Origin of the sequence: Vibrio sp. ZF 223 (assembly GCF_003050585.1) — a bacterium.
Taxonomy (GTDB): domain Bacteria; phylum Pseudomonadota; class Gammaproteobacteria; order Enterobacterales; family Vibrionaceae; genus Vibrio; species Vibrio crassostreae.
The window spans coordinates 981,220-1,000,885 of sequence record NZ_PIGB01000001.1; the positions used below are offsets into that span (position 1 = coordinate 981,220).

Consider the following 19,666-nt stretch of genomic DNA (forward strand, 5'->3'; position numbering starts at 1 on the left):
TGCGATGCACGCTTATTTGTTAATGACTTATAACATTTAGTTTGCAAGGAACTGTGTGCAATCTAGAGCTTTAAGTCATTAGCCCTAAAACTAGACGCGATTATCGCCGCAGCTGTATGCCACGATCTGGCTGATTTCGCTCAGGCTGCGACCTGATTGCTGCTGCCACTCGTTGAAAGCCTTACTTGCCGCAACTTGTGCTCGCTTAGTGTTACGACCGCTATCAACCACATCTGTGCTGCGCAGGTGCGCTTCAACGTCCGATGATAAGATGAATGTGTCTTTACCCATCTGGCGCAAGGTGTAAGCACCGGTGTTACCACCTAATCGCTTACCGTGTTTCTTCAGGTAGTCCCAAAGTTCTGTAATGCGTTCTGATGGCCAGTCGGCAACCATTTGTGAGAATGAATCGGCTTCACGCTTGGCATTATGAATCATGGTGGCATTGGCAGGGATAGTCATCACCTTAGTAAGGTGACGAATAATACGCGGGTCTTGCGCTTTCTGTTCCCACATCTCATTCGGCAGCATTAGCATCTTTTCGATGTCGAATTCAAAGAACACTTCTTCAAATTGCGGCCATTTCTTCCTCACCACATTCCACGAAATCCCACACTGGAATACCTTCTCGGTAAAGGCGGCTAGCCAACGGTCGTCGGTGATTTGTGATAACTCGGCTTGTGAAAGAGGTGCACGAACAATCTTTTCTAGCTCAGCTGCCCCGCCTTTACGGTGAGCGGCACGTTGGTAAATGGTGTCGAATTTTTCTTGGGTCATTGGAGGTTCCAAACTAAAGCGATTCTTTATGATATGGGGATTAATTTCTATATGAAAAGGAGCTTAAGCCATTGTCTTCAAATCAAATGAAAGCCAATTAAGAGGTCTTTAATTCCATCTGATACAAGGGCCATGTTTTACCATTAAATTCTTTAACGCTTGGCTCTTTGTCGACCACCTCAAAGCCCGCTTTGTCGTAGCAGCGTTTTGCGCCGTGGTTTTGCTTGAATACGGCCAAGGTGATGGTGGTGACATTTGGTATTTCTTTCGCCACCTTTAAGGCCGTTTCAAGCATCGATTGTCCTAACCCTTTGCCTCGTTGGTTTGGGTGAATAGCAACTCGGCAGAAACGAAGTTCATTGTCTGACATGCGTTGAAACTCCATAAAACCGAGCAAGTCATTGGTATTCGAGTTAGTGCTAGACGTGGAGAATGTGTAAAGCTCGACATGGGGCTCTTGAGAACGTTCGATGATGGAAGAGGCTTCTAACGGCCAACCAAAGGTTCGTCCTCCCCACAGTACGTAGTCTTCGAGAGATGTGAACCAAGTGACGATCTCGTCGGCGTCGGATGCTTTAAAGCGGTTTATTTCCATATCCTTGTCTCTTCCTTATCGTGTGTCTCTTTTTCTAAACCATTAAACTTCCGTACTCAACTGCTCAAGAAAGCCACGCATATAGTCAGTGCGCTTGTTGGCTTCTAACTTGGCGGATTCTGTATTCATGGTTTCAGCGAGCTTAAACAGCTTCACGTAGAAGTGGTCGACGCTGTAATGCTTGTCATCTAAGTCACGCTGCTTCGCGAACGGGTCTTCGTGGTTATACAACTCTGCGTTAAAGCTTTGACCCACATACAAGCAACGAGCAATGCCAATCGCACCAAGAGAATCGAGACGATCAGCATCTTGGACGACTTGAGCTTCCAAAGTTTCTGGTGTGATGTTGGCGCTGTAGCTGTGCGTGACAATCGCATGATGGATCTCATCCAGATAGGACGCAGGATACTCGATAGATTTGAGGAAAGAGATCGCCTTGTCTGCTGCCATTTGCGAGCTTTTGGCTCTGGCTGGATGGTTCTTCGGGAAGGTGAAGCAGTCATGAAGATAAGCGGCAGGCAGAACGACTTCAAGCTTAGCCTGTTCTTGAACACATAAAGCCTTAGCGGTTTTAACGACGCGCTTAATGTGGCTAATGTCGTGCGCTGCGTCTTGTGTCATTTCTCGTTGTGCAAAATCAAGCAGTTGGTCTTCAAACTTTTCCTTCACGCGTCTCTTTCTCCATATGTAGACGTTAGCAATCTTGTTGATCACCTAGCATTTATTTCACATCGACTTTAACAGTTTCAAGCGCGATTTTTTATCTTTTATAAAAACTATACCAACAAAAAAACCGACTCTGTGAGTCGGCTTAATAGAGAGGCTTGTCTACGTATTTTAGGACGAGACAGATAAAAGCATTATCAACGGTAGTGAGAGCCTAAGCTGCAGCTTGTTGAAGCTGTGCCAATACATGATGTAGAGAAGGGCTGATGGTGTGACCAAGTGCTTTTACTTCGTCACATGGCTCTACTAAATCAGGGATCTGGAAGCTGATCATGTTGGCTGCCATAGAAGCGCGAATGCCGTTGTTTGAATCTTCAAACGCCAAGCAAGTTTCAGGCGCAACACCTAGGCGTTCTGCCGCCAGCAAGTAAATTTCTGGGTGAGGCTTACCGTGAGTCACTTCGCAGCCGGTGCTTAGTGAAGTGAAGTAAGAATCTAGGCCTGCTAACTCAAGCTTCTTCTTGGCGATATCTAGTTGAGTTGAGGTTGCTACCGCGATTGGAATGTCATTCGACTTTAGCCACTCCAGCAACTCAATTACGCCATCTTTTACCGGGATTGCTTGGTTTTTAACAATCGCACTGTAGCGGGTTCGCCATTCGTTATTCAGCGCTGGGTAGTCTAGGTTTTCACCGTAACCATTTCGAAAAATCTGTTCGATGGTTTTTGCATTACAACCAATGATGCCTAGGTAAACATCTTGCAAAAACGGAACACCTTGCGCGTGACATGCTTCTTCAAATACCCGCATACAAAGTCGCTCGGTGTCGAGCAGCAGTCCATCCATATCAAAAATAGCAGCTTGAAAATTCATATACGTGGTTCTTTATGTGTTGTCGTCGTGAGGGCGAGTATTTTGACACAGTGTCTAGGGATAGGCGAGTCAGTGTTTAGTAAGAACGAGCCCAATTAGCTTAAGGAATGTGCCTATAGGTGAGTTGGGAGCTGATTGATTTACGCTGAAATAATATCGTTCAGTTATGAGCTTGATATTTTATAGGCCATATAGATCTAATAGAAACAATTGTGATTATCCCACATAACAAATCTAGGTCTTGCGCCTGACTTCTTATTACATTTCATAAACTTACAGGCGTGTTAGCGTGACCATAATCTTATAAAAAACAATTAACGGGAGCCTGCAATCATAGTGTGACCAAGCAATAAGTAAATGGCTGAGCTTAGGGAGAAAATAACATTAGTCCACATTTTTAGCAGGGTTGCTTATGTTGTATTTTGAGTTTCTATTTTTATTAGTCGTCCTTTATATCGGGTCTCGGTATGGCGGTATTGGCTTAGGTGTTGTTTCTGGTATTGGTTTGGTAATCGAGGTGTTTGTCTTCAAGATGCCACCAACGTCTCCACCTGTCACCGTAATGTTGATCATCCTCGCCGTTGTTACTTGTGCTTCGATACTCGAAGCGGCTGGTGGCTTAAAATACATGCTGCAAGTGGCGGAAAGGGTGCTGAGAAAGAACCCGAAACGCGTCACCTTGATAGCCCCGTTTGTGACTTATTCGATGACTTTCCTATTGGGTACTGGCCACGCGGTGTATTCCATCATGCCTATCATCGGTGATGTGGCATTGAAGAACGGGATTCGTCCTGAGCGCCCAATGGCGGCGGCGTCTGTCGCGTCTCAACTGGCTATTACTGCCTCGCCAATTTCAGCTGCTGTGGTGTATTACCTCGCGCAGCTTTCTGATATTCAACATTCTATTACTCTGCTTTCTATTTTGATGGTGACGGTGCCTGCAACGCTGTTTGGTACGTTCTTACTTTCTTTGTATAGCTTGAAACGCGGTAAAGAGCTGAACGATGATCCTGAATACCAAGCGCGTCTAAAAGATCCTGAGTGGAAAAAGCGTATCGAAAGCACCACAGCGACGTCTTTGGATGAAGTGCTGCCAACTTCGGCTCGTAATGCGGTTTTGATTTTCCTACTGTCAATTGTCGTGATTGTTATCGTGGCGATGGTGCCTGAGATCAGAACCATCGTAGACGGCGACAAGCCAATCAAGATGTCGGTGATCATTCAAATGATGATGCTCTGCTTCGGCGGTATCATCTTGCTGGCAACCAAAACTGACCCGCGAGATGTGCCAAACGGCGTGGTATTCAAATCGGGTATGGTGGCAGCGATTGCTATCTTTGGTATCGCATGGATGTCGGATACTTACTTCCAATACGCAATGCCTCAGTTTAAATCTGGCATCGTGGAAATGGTGACCAACTACCCATGGACGTTCGCACTGGCGCTATTCATCGTATCGGTTGTGGTGAACTCGCAAGCTGCAACTGCACGAATGATGTTGCCTGTTGGCCTTGGTTTAGGGTTGGATCCAGCATTGCTGATCGGTTTGATGCCAGCAGTTTACGGCTACTTCTTCATCCCGAACTATCCATCAGATATCGCTACGGTTAACTTCGACGTGTCTGGTACCACTAAGATTGGTAAGTGGTACTTCAACCACTCATTCATGTCGGTTGGTTTAATTGGTGTGGTCGGCGCATGTTGCTTAGGTTATGCACTGGCTCAGATTTTTATCGCTTAATGTAACTTCTTGTCGCTTAATCTACTAGCGAGATAAGAAACGAAAAACAGCGCCTGAATTGGCGCTGTTTTTGTTTGTACTGTTTGGAGGTTTTGATTCGAATCTAAACCAATATTAACGTGGCTCAAAAGCCAAAGACTGAATCGCTTCTTCGATAGTCAGGAAGTGGATTTTCATTAGGCACACTTCAGCTTTCTGGAACTCGTGATTTCGAATCAACTTAGTTACGTTTTCAACTGAATACTGCTCAACTCGTTTAGCTAGAGACAATTGATTTGAGTTCGATTGAAGTGCGTAGCTGTCACCTTCAGAATCTATGAGGTAATCATCTTCACCTAGGATCATATCTGAGCATTCCGCTTGAAAATCTTGTTCTGACGCGACGTAAATAAGCTCATCGTCACCGTCGAGTTTTACCAAAGATGGCCAACTGATCATTACTGCTCTTTCTATGTGCTGCTTACTGCTTTTAATAGTGGTGACGACAAGCAATTATGTAAAAGTTATCGTCATCTGCTTTATACACTAATCGATTCTTGTCATCGATTCGTCTTGACCAAAAGCCAGACAGGTTGCCGACTAGTGGCTCCGGCTTTCCAATCCCTTCAAAGGGCGTTCTTTTGGCAGCTTCAATCAACTTGTTTAGTTTCTTGAGCGTTTTCTTGTCTTGGGTTTGCCAGTATAGGTAATCTTCCCAAGCATTATCTGTAAATACAATCTTTCGATCATTCGTCATTATTCAATTCTCGAACGGTTGTATTTTCGGTTTCGAGTTGAGCAATGGATTCAGCCAATCTTTCAGCGTTTTTAGGCGAGCTCATTAGGTACAAGGTTTCTTGCATTGAATTAAAATGATCAAGAGACATTACCACGGCATCTTCTGAATCTCGTCTGGTTATTACCGTAACATCAGAATCGTCTACTACTCTATCGAGCACAGACTTAAGGCTATTTCTGGCCTCAGTAAAAGAAACAATATTCATCACTTATTTACCCTGTTGTTTTTGGATATGTTTAATCTTTCAATATATACAGAATAGTTAATCATTCATGAGTTAACTATTGTACATGTTCCGCTTGTTGTACATGTTATATCAGAGATTAAACATGATCAACTTATGGTACATGTCACTCACTGTAAATCTGCAGAGTGCTACTGACTCAAAATGCTATTTACTTAAAGATCGGCCCAACGGCGCGAAGTAACCTTGAAGCGCTTGATAAATCTCTTTGCGATGCGCCATATCAGGATACACGGGGTACATATCAGGCTTGGTTGTGCCATCGACTAGATAAGCGTTCTTGATCTCTGAACAGGATTCAATCACCGACTCAAAAGCTCGCGCCATCATCTCTGTGGGCAAGGAGAAGTAACGAGCAGACATCGCTTTGTCGGCAATAACGCTGCGCGCCACGTAATCGTGTTTATCCAAGTTGTTGTCGCTGAGCAATGTGGCGTCAAACAGAGACATCAAACTTTCGTTTAATGGATGAGGTCTTACTTTTCTATCGTGTAACCAACAATCACTGGCGAACAAAATGTGTTTTCGAGGGCCAGAGGTATCACCAATTTCAAACGCCTTTTCAGCAATGTAGTGGTCAAACGCATGCCAGAACTCATGCGCTAACGCACCCGCCCCTGCGTTTTTAGCGAGGGCTAATTCTCTTTGGTTTGGCGCGTAGTGTGCTTGTACACCCTTTCTGCCACCACTGCCGAACGCTAAGCCTAATGTGCCACGCAATCCAATTGCTTCTGGTGGCAAAGCCAAGATGTAAGCCAAATCTGCTAGCGAATCGAATATCAGATTCGCAGCGAGCTCTTTCTCTTCTTTGGTTACCCAAGCGCCCACACGAATACTGCCCATACCGAAGGTCTGTTTGATGTCCATGAAAGACACCTGATCGCCATGTCGGTAGTCTGGGCCTTTGCGCGTTTTGTATTTAAAGTGAGCTAACTTCAAAGGGGTCCTTGGAGAAAGAGGTTAGGTGGAATTTAAGTGGAGTGTTTTTATCGGATGCTGGACATTGAACCATCTTCTTAAAACACACCGTTATGAACCGTATTTAAGAACGAAAGTTAGCACCTTTGTGAGTAAATTACCGAACAAAATGAGTTAGGTTGTGTTCGAAAGCTTCCCACGAGGTTGGAGTGCCTTCGTGAGTCAGCGGAAATAGAGACTTGTCTGGCTTGGCATAACTTAAGCGATGAAGCCTTTGCGTGACATGGTAGCTGTCTAGCCCTGAAATCGTGACTAAATCTAGCGCTTCTAAATCAAGATAGCCATCCGGCATCACGGCACGTTTGGGTGCTTGAATCGTAATGACCTCTCCAATCAACATTTGCGTTTGATTGCTTTCAATCGATATCTGTTCTTTCAAAACTAACCCTATTTTGAGACTGCTTTCTAAAACAAATGGAGCAGGTAATACATCATCGTAATAGGGCGTGAGACCAACTGCGTTAAATTCTGAGATTGATTTAGGATAACGAGCGGAAGTTTGATGGGCTTTTTGAACAAAGTCAGCACCGATACTATTGATGGTGAAGTGCTGAGTTTCTAAGATGTTCTCTAATGTATGGCGGCGACTTTCTGTTGGTCGGACTATGAAGCCAAGCAAAGGTGGATTCGACCCTAGGTGAACAACAGAGCTCACCACAGCAAGATTTTCTAGCCCTTGTTTATCGCACGTACCAATTAGGTTGGCGCTTTTGAATCCTGATAAGGAGTTGATTAAGCGAGCGCGTTCTCGCTGATCCATTGTTTGGATATCTTGTCTTGAAAGGGTCATGTCCTTCATATCTTTCTCTTCCTACTTGATTAAATGAACCTGCGTTTTATGAGCTTATATGTACGAACATGGGCTTTTTATCGATCAGGAAAATTATCCGTTTCGTGAGCTACCATTACGTCTGCATGAAAGGTGAGTCTTTTGGGGTTACTGGAACTGATTGGAAGGTGTTAAGTTGTGGAGTAGCACCAAGAAAGTACTACTCCGTTGTTGTTTTGTTTGAAGCACCTGTTGTGTATTCAAACCGATCTACAGTGATGCATTTTGAATATCATCCAAGGCATCGCAATAGAAAGGTCCACTGAACTCCAACAAGGCTTGCGGCATCTCTATGGTTTCGGCCAAAACGTTGTGCTCGTATAAAGAAACATTGACCGAAGCCTTCATTGATTTCATGTACTTCTGCTCTCCGCCAAAGATAATTACAGAAGGGAAGGCTAACGGGTAAAAGCTTTCCAGTTCGGATTTTACTTCCATGACCATCTTGTACTTAATTTTGTTCATTTCGAATTTTAAGTATCCTGCGCAGGAATCGACCTCTCTTTTCAGTGAAATATTGCCAATCGCCGGGTAGAAGATCAGGTCATAATTAGGTGAGATATAGCGGCCAGCCCACAGTTCAATATTAGAACTCCCAACTTTTGCGCCTGTAAACATGTAGTAGAGTTCATCAGAAAGTCCCATGGTGTAGATCATTCCTGCGCTAGACTCTTTGTCGTACCACCCTTTATCAAGCTGAGCGTATCCGCTTCCAAACAGAGATTGCTCACCATCGTAGAAACTGTACTGAATCGGCGTGCCAACGGTGTAAAGAAACCATTTACCTCCGACTCCCGGCAATTCAGGAATAATACCGAAAGGCGTTTGTCCCGGATTTCTGCCACGCCAATAATGAGCATGTTCGCCATCCCAACGCATCGAGAATTGAAAGTCTTCGAAAGTTACATTCAGTGTTTCTTTATTGGCGACGACAATCCCCGGTATTTCGTAATGGAACTGTTCCGAGTCGTCAAAACCACGGAGGATTAACTCATCACGAAAGATGTCGTATTTCACTGTCTTGCCGTTGACCGGTGTAAACGCGAGATGCACGTATGCCTTAGGCGTTGGGTCAGAAAAGTCTGGAGCAATGTAGGTTTGTAGGCTGACTTTAAAGTAGCCGACCTCTGGGACGGCGATATTATAGAACCATTGTTCAGCCCAAGTTTGTTGCGATGATGGAGTATGAGGGCGTATATCCTCGAGTGTGGTAGCAAACCCTTGTGCTACGAACAGGCAGCAACATGCTAGCCCTAAACGCAGTAGTTGGCAGAGGTTCATTGAAGTGATGTCCTTTGTTGAATCCTTTGGAAAAGCGAGTGTCAGGCATAGAGCACAGTGCTATATGCCTGACGAGCCGGTTATTTTCGGCATATGCGTGCGTCAGTGAAGTAGAGCCCTGACTGACAAGTCGTCCCTGATTGGCAGTGAGCATCTTCTTCACAGTAACATTCGCCGCGCACGTTACATCCTGGTTTTAGATAATCTTCTAATGGCGTTTCACCACTCACACGCTCCCAGAATGGGTTGGTGAAGGTATCGAAAGGGTCCAGCTCCGCTTTGGCTTGCAAGAACTCAGGCCACATCGGGAAGCGAGAGGGCATGTCCTCAAAAATAGCGACTGAGTTTTTACCCCAGTGTGGTCGCGCATCATATTTTCGTAGCGACATTTGCTCGATTTCTAGGTTCACGAAGTAGTTTTTAGGCTCTTTCTTGCCCTCTTTACGTAGTGTGTATTCAATGCCGACGAAAGCGGTATCTCGTCCTGCGCTCATTCCTAAATAACTGTCGGAAGCTTTACCAAATCGGAAGTAAATACCATTGAGCGGGAAGCAAGTACGTGGGTGAGCATCGACGATTTGGCGGACATCATTGATCCAGTTTGGCAGGCGTTCAATGTCGATAGCGACTTCTTGAAGCGCGATAGGCAGACGATCCCAGATACATTTGTTCGGGTCTTTGCATTCGAAGTACTGCATTTGGTCAGAATAGCCGATAGGTTCATCAACTGCCTTACCTGTGACACTGTCTCTGAAGTAGGACTTTGCTCGGCCATTGTAACGAGCGACGGCAGCAAGACATTGCAAACCAGCACCTGGGAATTCGTGTGCGGCATTAAACAGTAGCCCGAAGAAAAATTCCTCAGCATCCGTGACATCGGCTTGTGCATTGTAGGCTTGGCCTTCTGTCTCGATTGGAACGGGGTTGTAAAGTGTTGTGGTGTAACGCCCTAGACCGGGGAACCATGCGATGTTCGCTGAGTAGTTGTTGTGTGCAATATCCAGTATTACGTCTTCAAGGTTGGAATCATCTCGATAACCGGTGACTTCTGCTTTCACTTTAAAGGCATCTTCAAGCTTTAATGTCGCTTCAACCACTACGCCAAGCACACCAAGGTTCACTCTTGCGGCGTCCAGTAAATCGCCCTCAAGTACTCTGACTTCGCCTTGCCCATCAACAACTTTAAGCTGGGTAACGTAGTCAGCGAGCATGTTGCTTGGTCTATCTAATGTAGAGCCGTGTGTACCACTGCCCAGCATGCCACCAACGGTAAAGATAGCTAACTCCGTCACCATGTTGATCGCATAACCTTGCCCGCGTAAGAAGTCATTGAGATCGTTGAACCGCATACCAGCTTCAACGGTGACGGTCTTATTTGTTGCATCGAAGTGGACGATCTTATTCATATTCTTCAGAGTGATTTGAACTTGGTCGTCACCGGCACAAGCGGCATCTATTTGGCTTGCGAACTTGCGATTTCCCGTCATCACTTTTTTACCGCGTATCAGAGCGTCTTGGACGATGTTTTGTACTTCATCAATAGAACTTGGGTCGTAGATCGCTTCGGGGTGGCAAGTGTATGTTCCTTGGTAGTTCGAAATCTCTCTTTCCGGCTCATTGGAATGAAGAGAGAAAGCTGTCCCCATTACGGCAGCAAGCAAAGCGTTACCAAGTACCATGGTTTTTATTTTCATTAAGACTTCCTTGTGGTTTAGTCGAAGTTGATTTTTAAAGGTGGTTTTCTTCATCGAATGGATTAGCCAAATCGAGGCAGAATGTGTTGTTGAATGACTTCTTGAACAGCGCTGCGATGACTGGATAAACGTGAACTGAAGAAGTCTCCTATGTTGGCTTTATAGGCATCGGCAGGTCTCGGGCCTATCTCTGCCACCCAGAGCGCATGATTCGTAGTCGCAAAGTTGAGTTGCGGGTGCCCTAAGATCGCTAATGGGCCTTGTGCTAAGTTTTGTGCGTCAAAGATCCAGATCTCTTTGCCATTTCCAATGCCATGAGTAGGGTGACTACGAACCACGGCTGTGAATATGTAGCCGTCGTCTTGAGCGGTGCTGTTAGGGCGAGCCATAAACTGAGGTGTTCGCATCACACAATCTGAGGGAAATTGATACGCATCGGCGAGATTCATCGAAAGGCAGTCCATGTGCACGAGAGCCGAGGGTTGGTCGGTTTCAGGTAATGAATCGTTGGTGAACCTTCTATTGGGGTAGTGCTCATACGCCTCTGCGACACGCTTAATGACATGGTCTTTGCGATAGCCAACGGCAGCCCAATAAATATGTTCAAATTGCTCTGGGAACTGGAAGTGTCCACGGTACGCGGGATCATTCATATCCCAAAAAAGTTGGTCGTCTCGTATCAGCCTGAAGTCTTCATTTATCTGTCGAACGGATTGTGACTGAACTTGGATCCTTGCGCGTACTAAGCCGCCGACATCAATAGGTGCTGCCGGATAACCTGCCAATTGACTCGGAGTTCTTCCACCAAATAATCGCTTATCGCGTGTGTATTGGGGCTCCGATTTGTCCATCGCTCCTAGGTATTGGCCATATAGGGTGATTTCGTTTTCATGGTCATCGTAGTTACACATGATGTCTGAGGTATCGAAATCCAGTTCTAGGTAGTCGGCAACCACATAATTGAACTCGGGATTGAGATCTTTCTTGCGAATTATCCAAGTTGGAGTTCGATGTTGCTGAGCATAAACCGACGATATACCGAGCATACGTAATGGTTCGACTTGCGCTGCAGTTTCAAATACGAGGATGTGGTGGCGCGTTACACCCAGCGAGTGAGCGGTTGCGACGATAAAGGCGGGCTTACCGTTACGACCAATAATGTTCCAGCCTTGTAAAGGGCTTTGCTTATCCCATTTCAAAAGCCGTATAAATCCATTTTTAGTACCCGTGTTGGAAATGTTTCCACCGTAGTTAATCGTGAAACATTCATCCGACTCGAGATCAAAATATGGATGGCCTGTGGTACGTACTTGTGGAAACAGCCATTTGTCAGGAATAAAAGGGCTCATCCAAGGTGGAAGACTGCTCTGCCACTCATCATAGTGACCAATCGGTGTGATCAGGTCTAAGCTGAGCGCATCAAATTCGTAGGGAACCCCACCTTCGTAGCTGAGCGCGAATCGGTTGTCACCTAGGTAGTTGGGCGCGGTATTACAATAGTTGACGAATCCCATCGTCGGGCTGTAATAAGCCATACCACCAAGTAGTTTAAAGCTGTCATAGCCATACGAGATATGCTGTTGCATGATGGCTGACGGGGTATCAATCATCTTACGCAAGAAAGAAACTTTGCTTGGCGAAAAGTCGAGACGGGTTAGAGCGCCGCGACCGTTCGGACTCAGGTGGTCTGGCTCTAATGGTATTCCTTCAGAAAAAAACACATGGCCATGGATATCAGCTGGCAACTCTCCACTAATAAGGTGCAAATCTCCCGAGGTTGCGCTGCGCCCAGCTTGCATAATTGAGACCGGAAATAAGGAAGGGGTGTTGTCTTGCGAAGCCAAAAGTTGGGTTGGCACAAAGGCAGCCCCTGCTACGCTTTTCAAAAATGTACGTCTTTTCATTGCTCTGACTTATATGTTTACCCATGCATATAAACAAAGTAGGTGAGTTTTATTGGCTAGAATGAGTAATGTACAAAACTATGAAAGAGTGCAAAGAAGTCGTGTAATTTGACGGGTGAATTACACGGGTTAATATCAATAAGCTATTGATTTAAATGTTTTTAATTTCGTTTTTCTTGCGTTTGGTTTGGCGAATTTTAACGGTGTGATTAGCTCTTATTTAGTTTCTAACGCCAATATTTGAAGAGAGGGTGCTTCTTGATGCGTGGCACCAATACTTTCTTTAGCAATGTATTTAAAGACTTGAGATAAGTTAATTTGCTATTGCAGCCATTCGCTATTGAGCGATACCATATAGGGCTGTTTCTTTGGTAAAGATGTAATTATGTCAGATGAAAAACTCGCACTCGAATGGATGCGCCAACAAGCTCATAAAGTTGACCCATACGTTATCGAACCATCGTTTGATGAATGCGTTGAGTTGCTTGATCCTGCCTTCAAGAAGGGCAAGAGTGTTGCGCAGTTAAAGTATCTGTTATCAGAAGCGGATCGTAGAGCTGGCGCGGCAGAACGCAAACATGCGGCTTTAAAATATGCCAAAGAGAAAAGCCCAAATGCAGGTCAGATCCTGCGTTTGCAAAGCAAGCTTCAACAAGTTCAGTTGGCTCTCAAACTTGCTACTGGCGACAGCAACATGACCATCTCTCAGTTCTGTTCTGAATATGATGTGACCAAGCGTGACGGTAACACGGCATGGAATGAAAAGCTGGTTGAGCAGGGTAAAAGAAAGTAGTCATTCAAAAGCCTGAAAATTGCTTTTCAGGCTTTGCTGTTAGTCCGCTTATTCAGAGCGCCCCCACGCTAAGGTCGAATGTTATTGAAGCTGACCTTCTGCGTTCCATCGCCTTGATTCTCCAGCTTAACTACATCTCCTTGATAGTAATACGGTTCCATTGGCATTTCGCTGTTGGTCGGCCTTGCGTAATGCAATACTGCTGGCTTCGCGTCAACTTGCTGAGCGAACAAATAGCCAATCAGCGCATGTTCAAACTGGTGATAACCGTTGCCCCAATGGAAAGCTTTGGTGCGCTTAGGATCAAGCCCCACGCCTCCGTATTGATGATCAACCCACACATCATGAAAGGTAGGTAAGGTGTATTGTAGGGTTTCTTTCATTGAACCATCGATAAGCGATACCGTCATCGCAGCTTGGTCGAGCTCTGCCCATTCCCATGATGAAGCCCAGTTTGTGTTCGGTCTGCTTTGCCAGCCAGTAATCTCTTGTCCTTTCCATGCGCTCTGAAGCTGCTCACCAAAGTAGTTGGATACATTGGCAAAGTCTTTTTGATATTGCGCCTGAGCGAGAGTGTGTTTCATGCCACCCAAACCAAACTGCGACCATTCTGCATTTTCTAATGCATGACCGGTTAGGTAGGTCATCCAATACGCTTTGATAGTGTGCCCAAAATCGTTGTGATTGGTATTCGGCATCATCGCTGCTTTGTCGTGAATTGCACCGTAGAATCGATGTTCATCTTCAGAGTGATAGTGATCAATCATGGCTTGCGTGAGCCAGTGTAAGTCATCAAGCCATTTTGATTTAACAGGCTCTTGCAGTAGAGGGGCGACTAACAACATGTAACCGTTAATTTGATCAAGTTGTGCGACAAGCTCGCGTCGTTCTGCACTGCCATCCTCACCGTCAGCAAGTACCCATGCAAGACCGCTGTTGTCGCTAAGCCGATATTTATCAAAGATAAAAGATTGTTGGGCGATGAGTGCCTGTTCTACCTTTTTGTCTTGGGTCAGGTAGTAGTACATGGCAAGGCCGACCAACGCATACGCTTGATCTTGAGAGGTACGTTGCTGCCAATCCTGGCCTGCTTTTCCCTCTTTTGTGTAGCCAATAAAGCCGCCATTTTGCGTATCTTCAAGATGGTCAATGATGTAGTAGGCACCTTGCTTAGCTAACTCTAACGCCTGCTTGTCTCCGGTAAGATGGTAGAGCACGCCATAGGCATAGGTTTGACGTGACTTCATGCGCGTAAATTCTTTGCCAAAATGTGGCGTGATCCAGCCTTTGTTCAGCTCAGGGCACACATCGGAAACATCGAGCAAGGTACCGTCATCACAGCGGAAAGTAGGGAAGTTGCCTATCGGTTGCCCTTGAGCGCTAGGCATCAACCAGTACGGTGCTAACCCTTCAGTAGCATGATTGATCCAGTCTTCACCAGAAGGAAGAGGTGCGTTGGCAGATACGGCGAAGCTAGTAACACTGAGTAATGCGATCGTTGCTCGTAGCATGATTTTTATCTTAACTATTTGAATTTAGTTGAATATAAACAATCATATCTGCACATTGTGATTCGGCGATCACAATCGACCAAATTATTGTGGTGTAGATGAAGGACTATGCGGGTCTCACTCGTCAAATGTTGTAAATAAGCAATAAATTATCGCTTATCGATAATTTTTTATTGATCATCGTTTGTTTTGATCTTAGTATCCTCCTGTCAACTCAACAGGAACATTAACTATGTCTAAAATCCAAAAACAAAGCCGACGTGTGCGTATGCTATTGCAGTCCTTTCTTGTACTTACTCCTATCATGGTGTGCTACTTTTGGTTAACCGTTGAGACTCCCTATGACTTTATAAGTGCGACAGGCATTTTTTATCTCACTTATGACATCGGGAGTTACACGATGTTGCCGCTTAATATGACAACAAGAATGATTGCTGCGTTCACAAGCTTAGCGATGTCTAGCATCCTGATATACGCACTAGTAGTTCTGATACGTTTATTCCGCAACTATGAGCGAGGCGAGATCTTCTCACTAGAAAATGCACTGTCTTACCAGAAGCTCGGGTATAGCTTGTTCTATTGGGTATTCGGCTCCGTTATCTATGGCTCATTGATGTCAGTGATTTTGTCGTTCAATAATCCACCAGGTGAGCGTATCTTTGCGATTAGTTTTGAGGGAATGGACTTTTTGACACTTATATTAGGTATAATTATTTTGATCATCTCATGGGTGATGAAAGAAGGTTATATTCTGGCTGATGAGCACAGCCAAACGATTTAAAGGACTTGTCATGACTATCCGCATTAATTTAGACATTATGATGGCCAAGCGAAAAATGCGATTAAAGACATTGGCAAAAGAGGTTGGGATTACTGAAGCCAACTTGTCGGTGTTAAAGAATGGCAAGGCCAAAGCGGTAAGGTTATCGACACTAGACAAGTTGTGTGAAGTGTTAGACTGCCAACCGGGTGACATATTGGAGTTTGAAGCGAACGTTCATCAAGAGAGTGCAACTGCTGAATAGCGAGTTCGTAAATCGTATTCCCTTATGAAAACAATGAGTCTCGAAGTTATTCGAGACTCATTCGTTACAAATTAAACAGGTTCTCCTGCCTCGTCTTCTTCAACGATATCTTTTTCTAAACTCGCCTCCGCCAACCATTTCTTTATCGACGGGCTATTCAACACACGTTGTTGATACTGTTGGGCTTTATCCGAAAGTTTGATGCCGTAGGTTTCGACTCGCAGTGCTACAGGTGCAAACATCGCATCAGCAATCGACCATTCACCAAACAACCAACCTTCTGGGTATTGATCCATCTGCGTCGACCATATCGCATCAATACGTTCGATGTCTTTCAGCGCGCCTTCACTCAGCGTAAGCTTTCTTTTAGCTCGGCAATTCATTGGCATTTCATTCCTGACAGCAAAGAATCCTGAGTGCATCTCTGCGGAAATAGCTCTTGCACGAGCACGCTCTTTGGTGGATTTTGGCCATGCTGCGCCGTTCAAGTGGGCGTCGTTAACGTATTCGAGAATGGCAAGTGAATCCCACACCGCAATGTCGCCATCTACTAAGGTTGGAACCTTGGCCGTTGGCGTCACTTTCGCCAGAGTGTCGTAAAAACCTGAGGTGAAAAGCTTAAGTTTGATGATGTCTGCATTCAGGTTGTAGTTATCGAATATGAGCCATGCGCGCAATGACCAAGTAGAGTAGTTCTGGTTTCCAATATAAAGCTGCATAGGTACTTCCTTGCGTTTGGTGAGTATGCATTTGAGCTTAGGGGATTGTATTGCGGCGCACTAACGGATAATTTTGATGCAATACATTAATTAAAACGATGGGTGGTGATTTCAATATGGATATTGATGCGTTGCGAGGCTTTCTCGCGTTTGTGGAAACCAGCAGCTTCACACGTGCAGCGAAACAGATAAATCGCACCCAATCGGCATTCAGTGCGCAGATGCGTAAGTTGGAAGAGGAGCTAAACGTCACCCTTTTCCAAAAAGAAGGACGTAACCTTGTATTGACTGAAGCAGGCTTAGCGCTGCGTTCTCATGCTGAACAGTTGGTCTCGCTACACAATACCGCGCTTAAGCAAGTAAAGCGTTACGAAGACAAACAACCTCTGCGACTCGGCTGCCCTGAAGACTATAACGACAGTATTCTGCCGAAAGTGATTCGTTTGTTGCAGAACGCAGAACCCACGTGCTCCATTCAAATATTTAGCTTGCCGAGCATTACGCTTAGAGAGTGGCTTGATGATAGTCGGCTTGATGCTGCGATTGTGACCCGCGCTCCCGATAGTGAAGAGGGATATTGGCTAACCAATGATGTGGGCGTTTGGATAAGCAGCCCTGATTTTGTGTTTGATGATTCTAAACCTGTCCCGCTTGCTCTGTTCCAGACTGATTGTAAATACCATGCAGCGGCGGTGAATGGCTTAACCAAACAAGACACCCCTTATCAGCTTTTGGCGTGTAGCAATACGGCTTCAGCGCAGCGCGCAATCGTCAAAGCTGGGTTGGCAATTGGTGCGATGGGCAAGCTCAGTGTCACGCCTGATTTGAAGGTTCTCGACGATATGCCGCCGTTACCTGCGGTGGACATCGTACTGTTGCTTGCGAGTAAGCATCATCCTGTGTTGGATAAAGAGGTGATCAATCAGCTGATTGAGTTGGATTCCAATTAGGGTGTGTTGTTTGGTGAGAGGCACTGCTAAGAGTGTTCAAGAAATAGAAAGGCCGAGAACATTACGTTTCTCGGCCTTGTTTTTATGGAAGATAGAGTGAATTAAGAGAGCTTAAATTTACTCAACTCGCCGTGTAAATCTCCGGCTTTTACTGTCAGCTCATTACTGATTTCTACCGATGATGTCATGGTGTCCATCACTTCCACGGCGGTGTCGTTAATGATGACCACGTTGCGGTTAATCTCCTCGGATACTGAGCTTTGCTCTTCAGCCGCGGAAGCGATTTGGTTGTTCATGTCGTTGATGACTTCAATGGCTTGGTTAATCTCTGATAGGGCTAAGTGGGCCGCTTGAGTTTCGCCTTTGGTATTGTTCGCTTGCTGTTGGCTTTGTTCCATCAATACCACGATAGATTGGGTCTCTTGCTCTAGGCGCGCCAGCATTGAGCGAATCTCTTCGGTCGAGCCTTGAGTACGGTTTGCTAGGTTACGCACTTCATCGGCCACCACCGCAAAGCCACGTCCGGCTTCACCCGCACGAGCTGCTTCAATCGCGGCGTTAAGCGCAAGTAGGTTGGTTTGTTCTGCAATACCGCCAATTTCACTCAAAATACCTTGAATGGCGGTGCTTGAATCAACTAAGTTTTGCGTTTGTTGCTGAGCATCATTCACTTGAGTGGCCAAGCTATCAACTGCGCTGGCGGCATTGTCCATGCGTGTCATGCCGTTAAGGCTATTACTTTGTACCTGGCTAGCGGCCGCAGCGGCTTGAACGGCTGAGTTCGCTACTTCTTGTGCAGTTGCACTCATCTCATTGATTGCAGTGGCGAGTGAGTTCACTTCGTTTACTTGAGCGTTCAACTGGTCACGGGATACCTCTGCACGAGCTTGACCCTCAGTCGCGTTCTTATCGACTTGGTCTGCTGTCGCCATTACAGTAAGCAGCATCTCTTGTATGCGAGATAGGAAGGTATTGAACCAGTGAGCAAGTTGCGCGGTCTCATCTTTCCCTTTTACTTCGATGCGATAGGTTAAATCACCTTCACCTTGTGCGGCATCTTTAAAGCGCTCGACCAAGTTATTGAGAACTTTGCCCAGAGAGTTGGCAATCAATGCCATAGAGATGATGCCTAGAAGAACAGCGACGATCCCCGCCCACACACCTTTTTCAAGCGCTTTCGAATTCTGTTCATCACTCCACTGGGTGTATTCGTCGACACTTTTTGCAAGGTGACTACTGGGAACCGACACCATGACTACCCACGGTGCGTCGCTAGTCTCGATAGCAGTTATGGCGTACTCTTCTCCGCCAAATGTAACCAACCCAGCCCCAGACTGTTTAGCGATAGACTGAACTCGCGACCATTCTTTTTCTAGCTCTGGCGAGACCTTTTTACCGACCGTGTTTCTAGCGCTGCTGTTGGCTAGGGTAATGCCTTTCCATGACGTGATGAGAATTTTACCTTGTCCGTTGAACAGGTGACGAGCAAGACCTTCACTCTGGCTTTGCAGTTCATGAAGTGACAGATCGAAACCAAGTGAGCCGATGATCTTACCGTTCTGTTTGATCGGCTGGCTGATGGTAGTAATGAGTTCTTGCTTACCACGAACCGGATAGAAGTACGGTTCCATTACGAATGTTTTACCTGTTTGGTAAGGCATTAAGTGCCAGTCGTCTTTGCGTTCGCCATTGCTGTTCAGTTCAGTATTGCTGAAGCTCTCCATTGCGACCGCATCAAAGCTGTTTTGGTCATTGGGAGAGAAGAAAGGGGCAAGATAGCCCTGACTGTTAAAGCCTAATTTGTTGTCTAAGCTGATCTCGCCATTGAGATCGGTTTGTTGTGGCCAAGTTTTGTTTTCCCACACCATGTAGCCAGCAAAGACGGCTTTGTTTTGTGCTTCTAAAGCGGCAGTAAACTGTTGAACGATAAGGTCTGAGCTAGCGTCCGTTTCTGAACTCAACTCAATGATTGAACGTGCTTGTTTTAAGTTGGCTAATACCGGATTAAGTTGGTTGGAAATGTTCAACCCTTGCTGAAGTGCCGTATTTTGTAAATCGGTTGTCGTAGCGTCGGTTAACTGTAGTTTTACTTTCTCTGTGACTTGTTTATTCACATCAGTAAAAGCGCTAGTGGTCATGCCCATTGCGATCAACAGGGTGAAAGCCATCGCCCCGCCTGCACTCACCGCAATTCGCGTTCGTATACTGTTAAACATATGATCTCTCTAGCTAAATAGTGGTAGTTTTGCAGAGATTTTAAACAAGATAAGTGAACGGAAAATTCAAAATAATGAACACAAAAAGAAT

General features: G+C 45.5%; 20 protein-coding genes. 5 read left to right on the plus strand and 15 right to left on the minus strand.

The features are described 5' to 3' along the window. Positions 1-90 precede the first annotated feature (90 nt). The 4 genes from CWO13_RS04135 to CWO13_RS04150 all read right to left on the minus strand — a co-directional run bounded on the left by CWO13_RS04135 (position 91) and on the right by CWO13_RS04150 (position 2,912). Entirely contained in the window at positions 91-777 is a 687-nt protein-coding gene (locus CWO13_RS04135) for a DNA-3-methyladenine glycosylase I (RefSeq protein ID WP_019821260.1), read from the minus strand. Positions 778-874: 97 nt separating this feature from the next. Next, positions 875-1,372 carry a GNAT family N-acetyltransferase gene (locus tag CWO13_RS04140; protein ID WP_107898651.1) on the minus strand — a complete coding sequence of 166 codons (498 nt, stop codon included), beginning with the start codon at positions 1,370-1,372 and terminating at the stop codon, positions 875-877. Between the two features lie 42 nt (positions 1,373-1,414). Continuing rightward, on the minus strand, positions 1,415-2,041 hold the full coding sequence (locus tag CWO13_RS04145) for an HD domain-containing protein (protein ID WP_107898652.1): 627 nt from the start codon (positions 2,039-2,041) through the stop codon (positions 1,415-1,417). A 211-nt stretch (positions 2,042-2,252) separates the two neighbouring features. Beyond that, positions 2,253-2,912 (minus strand): HAD family hydrolase, encoded by a 660-nt coding sequence (locus CWO13_RS04150; protein ID WP_048663839.1) that lies wholly within the window; start codon positions 2,910-2,912, stop codon positions 2,253-2,255. Positions 2,913-3,324: 412 nt separating this feature from the next. Here CWO13_RS04150 and CWO13_RS04155 point away from each other — a divergent pair, with 412 nt between their 5' ends. Beyond that, positions 3,325-4,653: an anaerobic C4-dicarboxylate transporter gene (locus CWO13_RS04155; protein WP_010432780.1), complete on the plus strand. Its 1,329-nt coding sequence runs from the start codon at positions 3,325-3,327 to the stop codon at positions 4,651-4,653. Positions 4,654-4,767: 114 nt separating this feature from the next. Here the strand turns inward: CWO13_RS04155 and CWO13_RS04160 are convergent, their stop codons facing one another. From CWO13_RS04160 to CWO13_RS04195, 8 genes are all read right to left on the minus strand, one after another. Next, a complete protein-coding gene (locus CWO13_RS04160) occupies positions 4,768-5,091 on the minus strand; it encodes a DUF4144 domain-containing protein (RefSeq protein ID WP_108082576.1) in 324 nt (107 codons plus the stop codon). Positions 5,092-5,122: 31 nt separating this feature from the next. Further along, complete coding sequence (locus CWO13_RS04165; RefSeq protein WP_017069754.1) at positions 5,123-5,389, minus strand: Txe/YoeB family addiction module toxin; 267 nt, start codon at positions 5,387-5,389, stop codon at positions 5,123-5,125. Then, positions 5,379-5,636, minus strand: a complete 258-nt coding sequence (locus tag CWO13_RS04170; RefSeq protein WP_108082577.1) for a type II toxin-antitoxin system Phd/YefM family antitoxin — start codon at positions 5,634-5,636, stop codon at positions 5,379-5,381. Before CWO13_RS04170 ends, CWO13_RS04165 begins: the two co-directional genes overlap by 11 nt. Positions 5,637-5,822: 186 nt before the next feature. After that, positions 5,823-6,614 carry a CLCA_X family protein gene (locus tag CWO13_RS04175; protein ID WP_108082578.1) on the minus strand — a complete coding sequence of 264 codons (792 nt, stop codon included), beginning with the start codon at positions 6,612-6,614 and terminating at the stop codon, positions 5,823-5,825. A 136-nt stretch (positions 6,615-6,750) separates the two neighbouring features. Then, on the minus strand, positions 6,751-7,452 hold the full coding sequence (locus CWO13_RS04180; protein ID WP_108082579.1) for a flavin reductase family protein: 702 nt from the start codon (positions 7,450-7,452) through the stop codon (positions 6,751-6,753). 240 nt (positions 7,453-7,692) lie between these two features. Then, on the minus strand, positions 7,693-8,763 hold the full coding sequence (locus CWO13_RS04185; RefSeq protein WP_102433425.1) for a hypothetical protein: 1,071 nt from the start codon (positions 8,761-8,763) through the stop codon (positions 7,693-7,695). An 80-nt stretch (positions 8,764-8,843) separates the two neighbouring features. After that, complete coding sequence (locus CWO13_RS04190) at positions 8,844-10,457, minus strand: FAD-binding protein (RefSeq protein WP_102433424.1); 1,614 nt, start codon at positions 10,455-10,457, stop codon at positions 8,844-8,846. Between the two features lie 62 nt (positions 10,458-10,519). Further along, entirely contained in the window at positions 10,520-12,361 is a 1,842-nt protein-coding gene (locus CWO13_RS04195; RefSeq protein ID WP_107898656.1) for a carotenoid oxygenase family protein, read from the minus strand. A gap of 385 nt (positions 12,362-12,746) precedes the next feature. Between CWO13_RS04195 and CWO13_RS04200 the strand changes: the two genes are divergently transcribed. Further along, positions 12,747-13,154 carry a hypothetical protein gene (locus CWO13_RS04200; protein ID WP_061015626.1) on the plus strand — a complete coding sequence of 136 codons (408 nt, stop codon included), beginning with the start codon at positions 12,747-12,749 and terminating at the stop codon, positions 13,152-13,154. Between the two features lie 68 nt (positions 13,155-13,222). On the opposite strand, the gene CWO13_RS04205 is transcribed toward CWO13_RS04200, so the two are convergent. Continuing rightward, positions 13,223-14,665: an N-acylglucosamine 2-epimerase gene (locus tag CWO13_RS04205; protein WP_108082580.1), complete on the minus strand. Its 1,443-nt coding sequence runs from the start codon at positions 14,663-14,665 to the stop codon at positions 13,223-13,225. A 232-nt stretch (positions 14,666-14,897) separates the two neighbouring features. Between CWO13_RS04205 and CWO13_RS04210 the strand changes: the two genes are divergently transcribed. Beyond that, positions 14,898-15,446 (plus strand): DUF2975 domain-containing protein, encoded by a 549-nt coding sequence (locus tag CWO13_RS04210; protein ID WP_102433421.1) that lies wholly within the window; start codon positions 14,898-14,900, stop codon positions 15,444-15,446. Between the two features lie 10 nt (positions 15,447-15,456). Beyond that, positions 15,457-15,690, plus strand: coding sequence for a helix-turn-helix domain-containing protein (locus tag CWO13_RS04215; RefSeq protein ID WP_061033049.1), 234 nt, complete (start codon positions 15,457-15,459; stop codon positions 15,688-15,690). A 71-nt stretch (positions 15,691-15,761) separates the two neighbouring features. Here CWO13_RS04215 and CWO13_RS04220 read toward each other — a convergent pair whose 3' ends face one another. Further along, positions 15,762-16,409 (minus strand): glutathione S-transferase family protein, encoded by a 648-nt coding sequence (locus tag CWO13_RS04220; RefSeq protein WP_102433420.1) that lies wholly within the window; start codon positions 16,407-16,409, stop codon positions 15,762-15,764. A gap of 98 nt (positions 16,410-16,507) precedes the next feature. Between CWO13_RS04220 and CWO13_RS04225 the strand changes: the two genes are divergently transcribed. After that, entirely contained in the window at positions 16,508-17,359 is an 852-nt protein-coding gene (locus CWO13_RS04225) for a LysR family transcriptional regulator (protein WP_102433419.1), read from the plus strand. 101 nt (positions 17,360-17,460) lie between these two features. Here the strand turns inward: CWO13_RS04225 and CWO13_RS04230 are convergent, their stop codons facing one another. Then, a complete protein-coding gene (locus CWO13_RS04230; RefSeq protein WP_102433418.1) occupies positions 17,461-19,575 on the minus strand; it encodes a methyl-accepting chemotaxis protein in 2,115 nt (704 codons plus the stop codon). Positions 19,576-19,666: the final 91 nt, after the last annotated feature.

Coding starts and splice junctions, on each gene's coding strand:
- CWO13_RS04180 (WP_108082579.1), bottom strand. CDS start 7,452: ATGAAGGACATGACCCTTTCAAGACAAGATATCCAAACAATGGATCAG.
- CWO13_RS04170 (WP_108082577.1), bottom strand. CDS start 5,636: ATGAATATTGTTTCTTTTACTGAGGCCAGAAATAGCCTTAAGTCTGTG.
- CWO13_RS04200 (WP_061015626.1), top strand. CDS start 12,747: ATGTCAGATGAAAAACTCGCACTCGAATGGATGCGCCAACAAGCTCAT.
- CWO13_RS04135 (WP_019821260.1), bottom strand. CDS start 777: ATGACCCAAGAAAAATTCGACACCATTTACCAACGTGCCGCTCACCGT.
- CWO13_RS04190 (WP_102433424.1), bottom strand. CDS start 10,457: ATGAAAATAAAAACCATGGTACTTGGTAACGCTTTGCTTGCTGCCGTA.
- CWO13_RS04165 (WP_017069754.1), bottom strand. CDS start 5,389: ATGACGAATGATCGAAAGATTGTATTTACAGATAATGCTTGGGAAGAT.
- CWO13_RS04230 (WP_102433418.1), bottom strand. CDS start 19,575: ATGTTTAACAGTATACGAACGCGAATTGCGGTGAGTGCAGGCGGGGCG.
- CWO13_RS04210 (WP_102433421.1), top strand. CDS start 14,898: ATGTCTAAAATCCAAAAACAAAGCCGACGTGTGCGTATGCTATTGCAG.
- CWO13_RS04140 (WP_107898651.1), bottom strand. CDS start 1,372: ATGGAAATAAACCGCTTTAAAGCATCCGACGCCGACGAGATCGTCACT.
- CWO13_RS04185 (WP_102433425.1), bottom strand. CDS start 8,763: ATGAACCTCTGCCAACTACTGCGTTTAGGGCTAGCATGTTGCTGCCTG.
- CWO13_RS04155 (WP_010432780.1), top strand. CDS start 3,325: ATGTTGTATTTTGAGTTTCTATTTTTATTAGTCGTCCTTTATATCGGG.
- CWO13_RS04220 (WP_102433420.1), bottom strand. CDS start 16,409: ATGCAGCTTTATATTGGAAACCAGAACTACTCTACTTGGTCATTGCGC.
- CWO13_RS04195 (WP_107898656.1), bottom strand. CDS start 12,361: ATGAAAAGACGTACATTTTTGAAAAGCGTAGCAGGGGCTGCCTTTGTG.
- CWO13_RS04150 (WP_048663839.1), bottom strand. CDS start 2,912: ATGAATTTTCAAGCTGCTATTTTTGATATGGATGGACTGCTGCTCGAC.
- CWO13_RS04160 (WP_108082576.1), bottom strand. CDS start 5,091: ATGATCAGTTGGCCATCTTTGGTAAAACTCGACGGTGACGATGAGCTT.
- CWO13_RS04205 (WP_108082580.1), bottom strand. CDS start 14,665: ATGCTACGAGCAACGATCGCATTACTCAGTGTTACTAGCTTCGCCGTA.
- CWO13_RS04225 (WP_102433419.1), top strand. CDS start 16,508: ATGGGTGGTGATTTCAATATGGATATTGATGCGTTGCGAGGCTTTCTC.
- CWO13_RS04215 (WP_061033049.1), top strand. CDS start 15,457: ATGACTATCCGCATTAATTTAGACATTATGATGGCCAAGCGAAAAATG.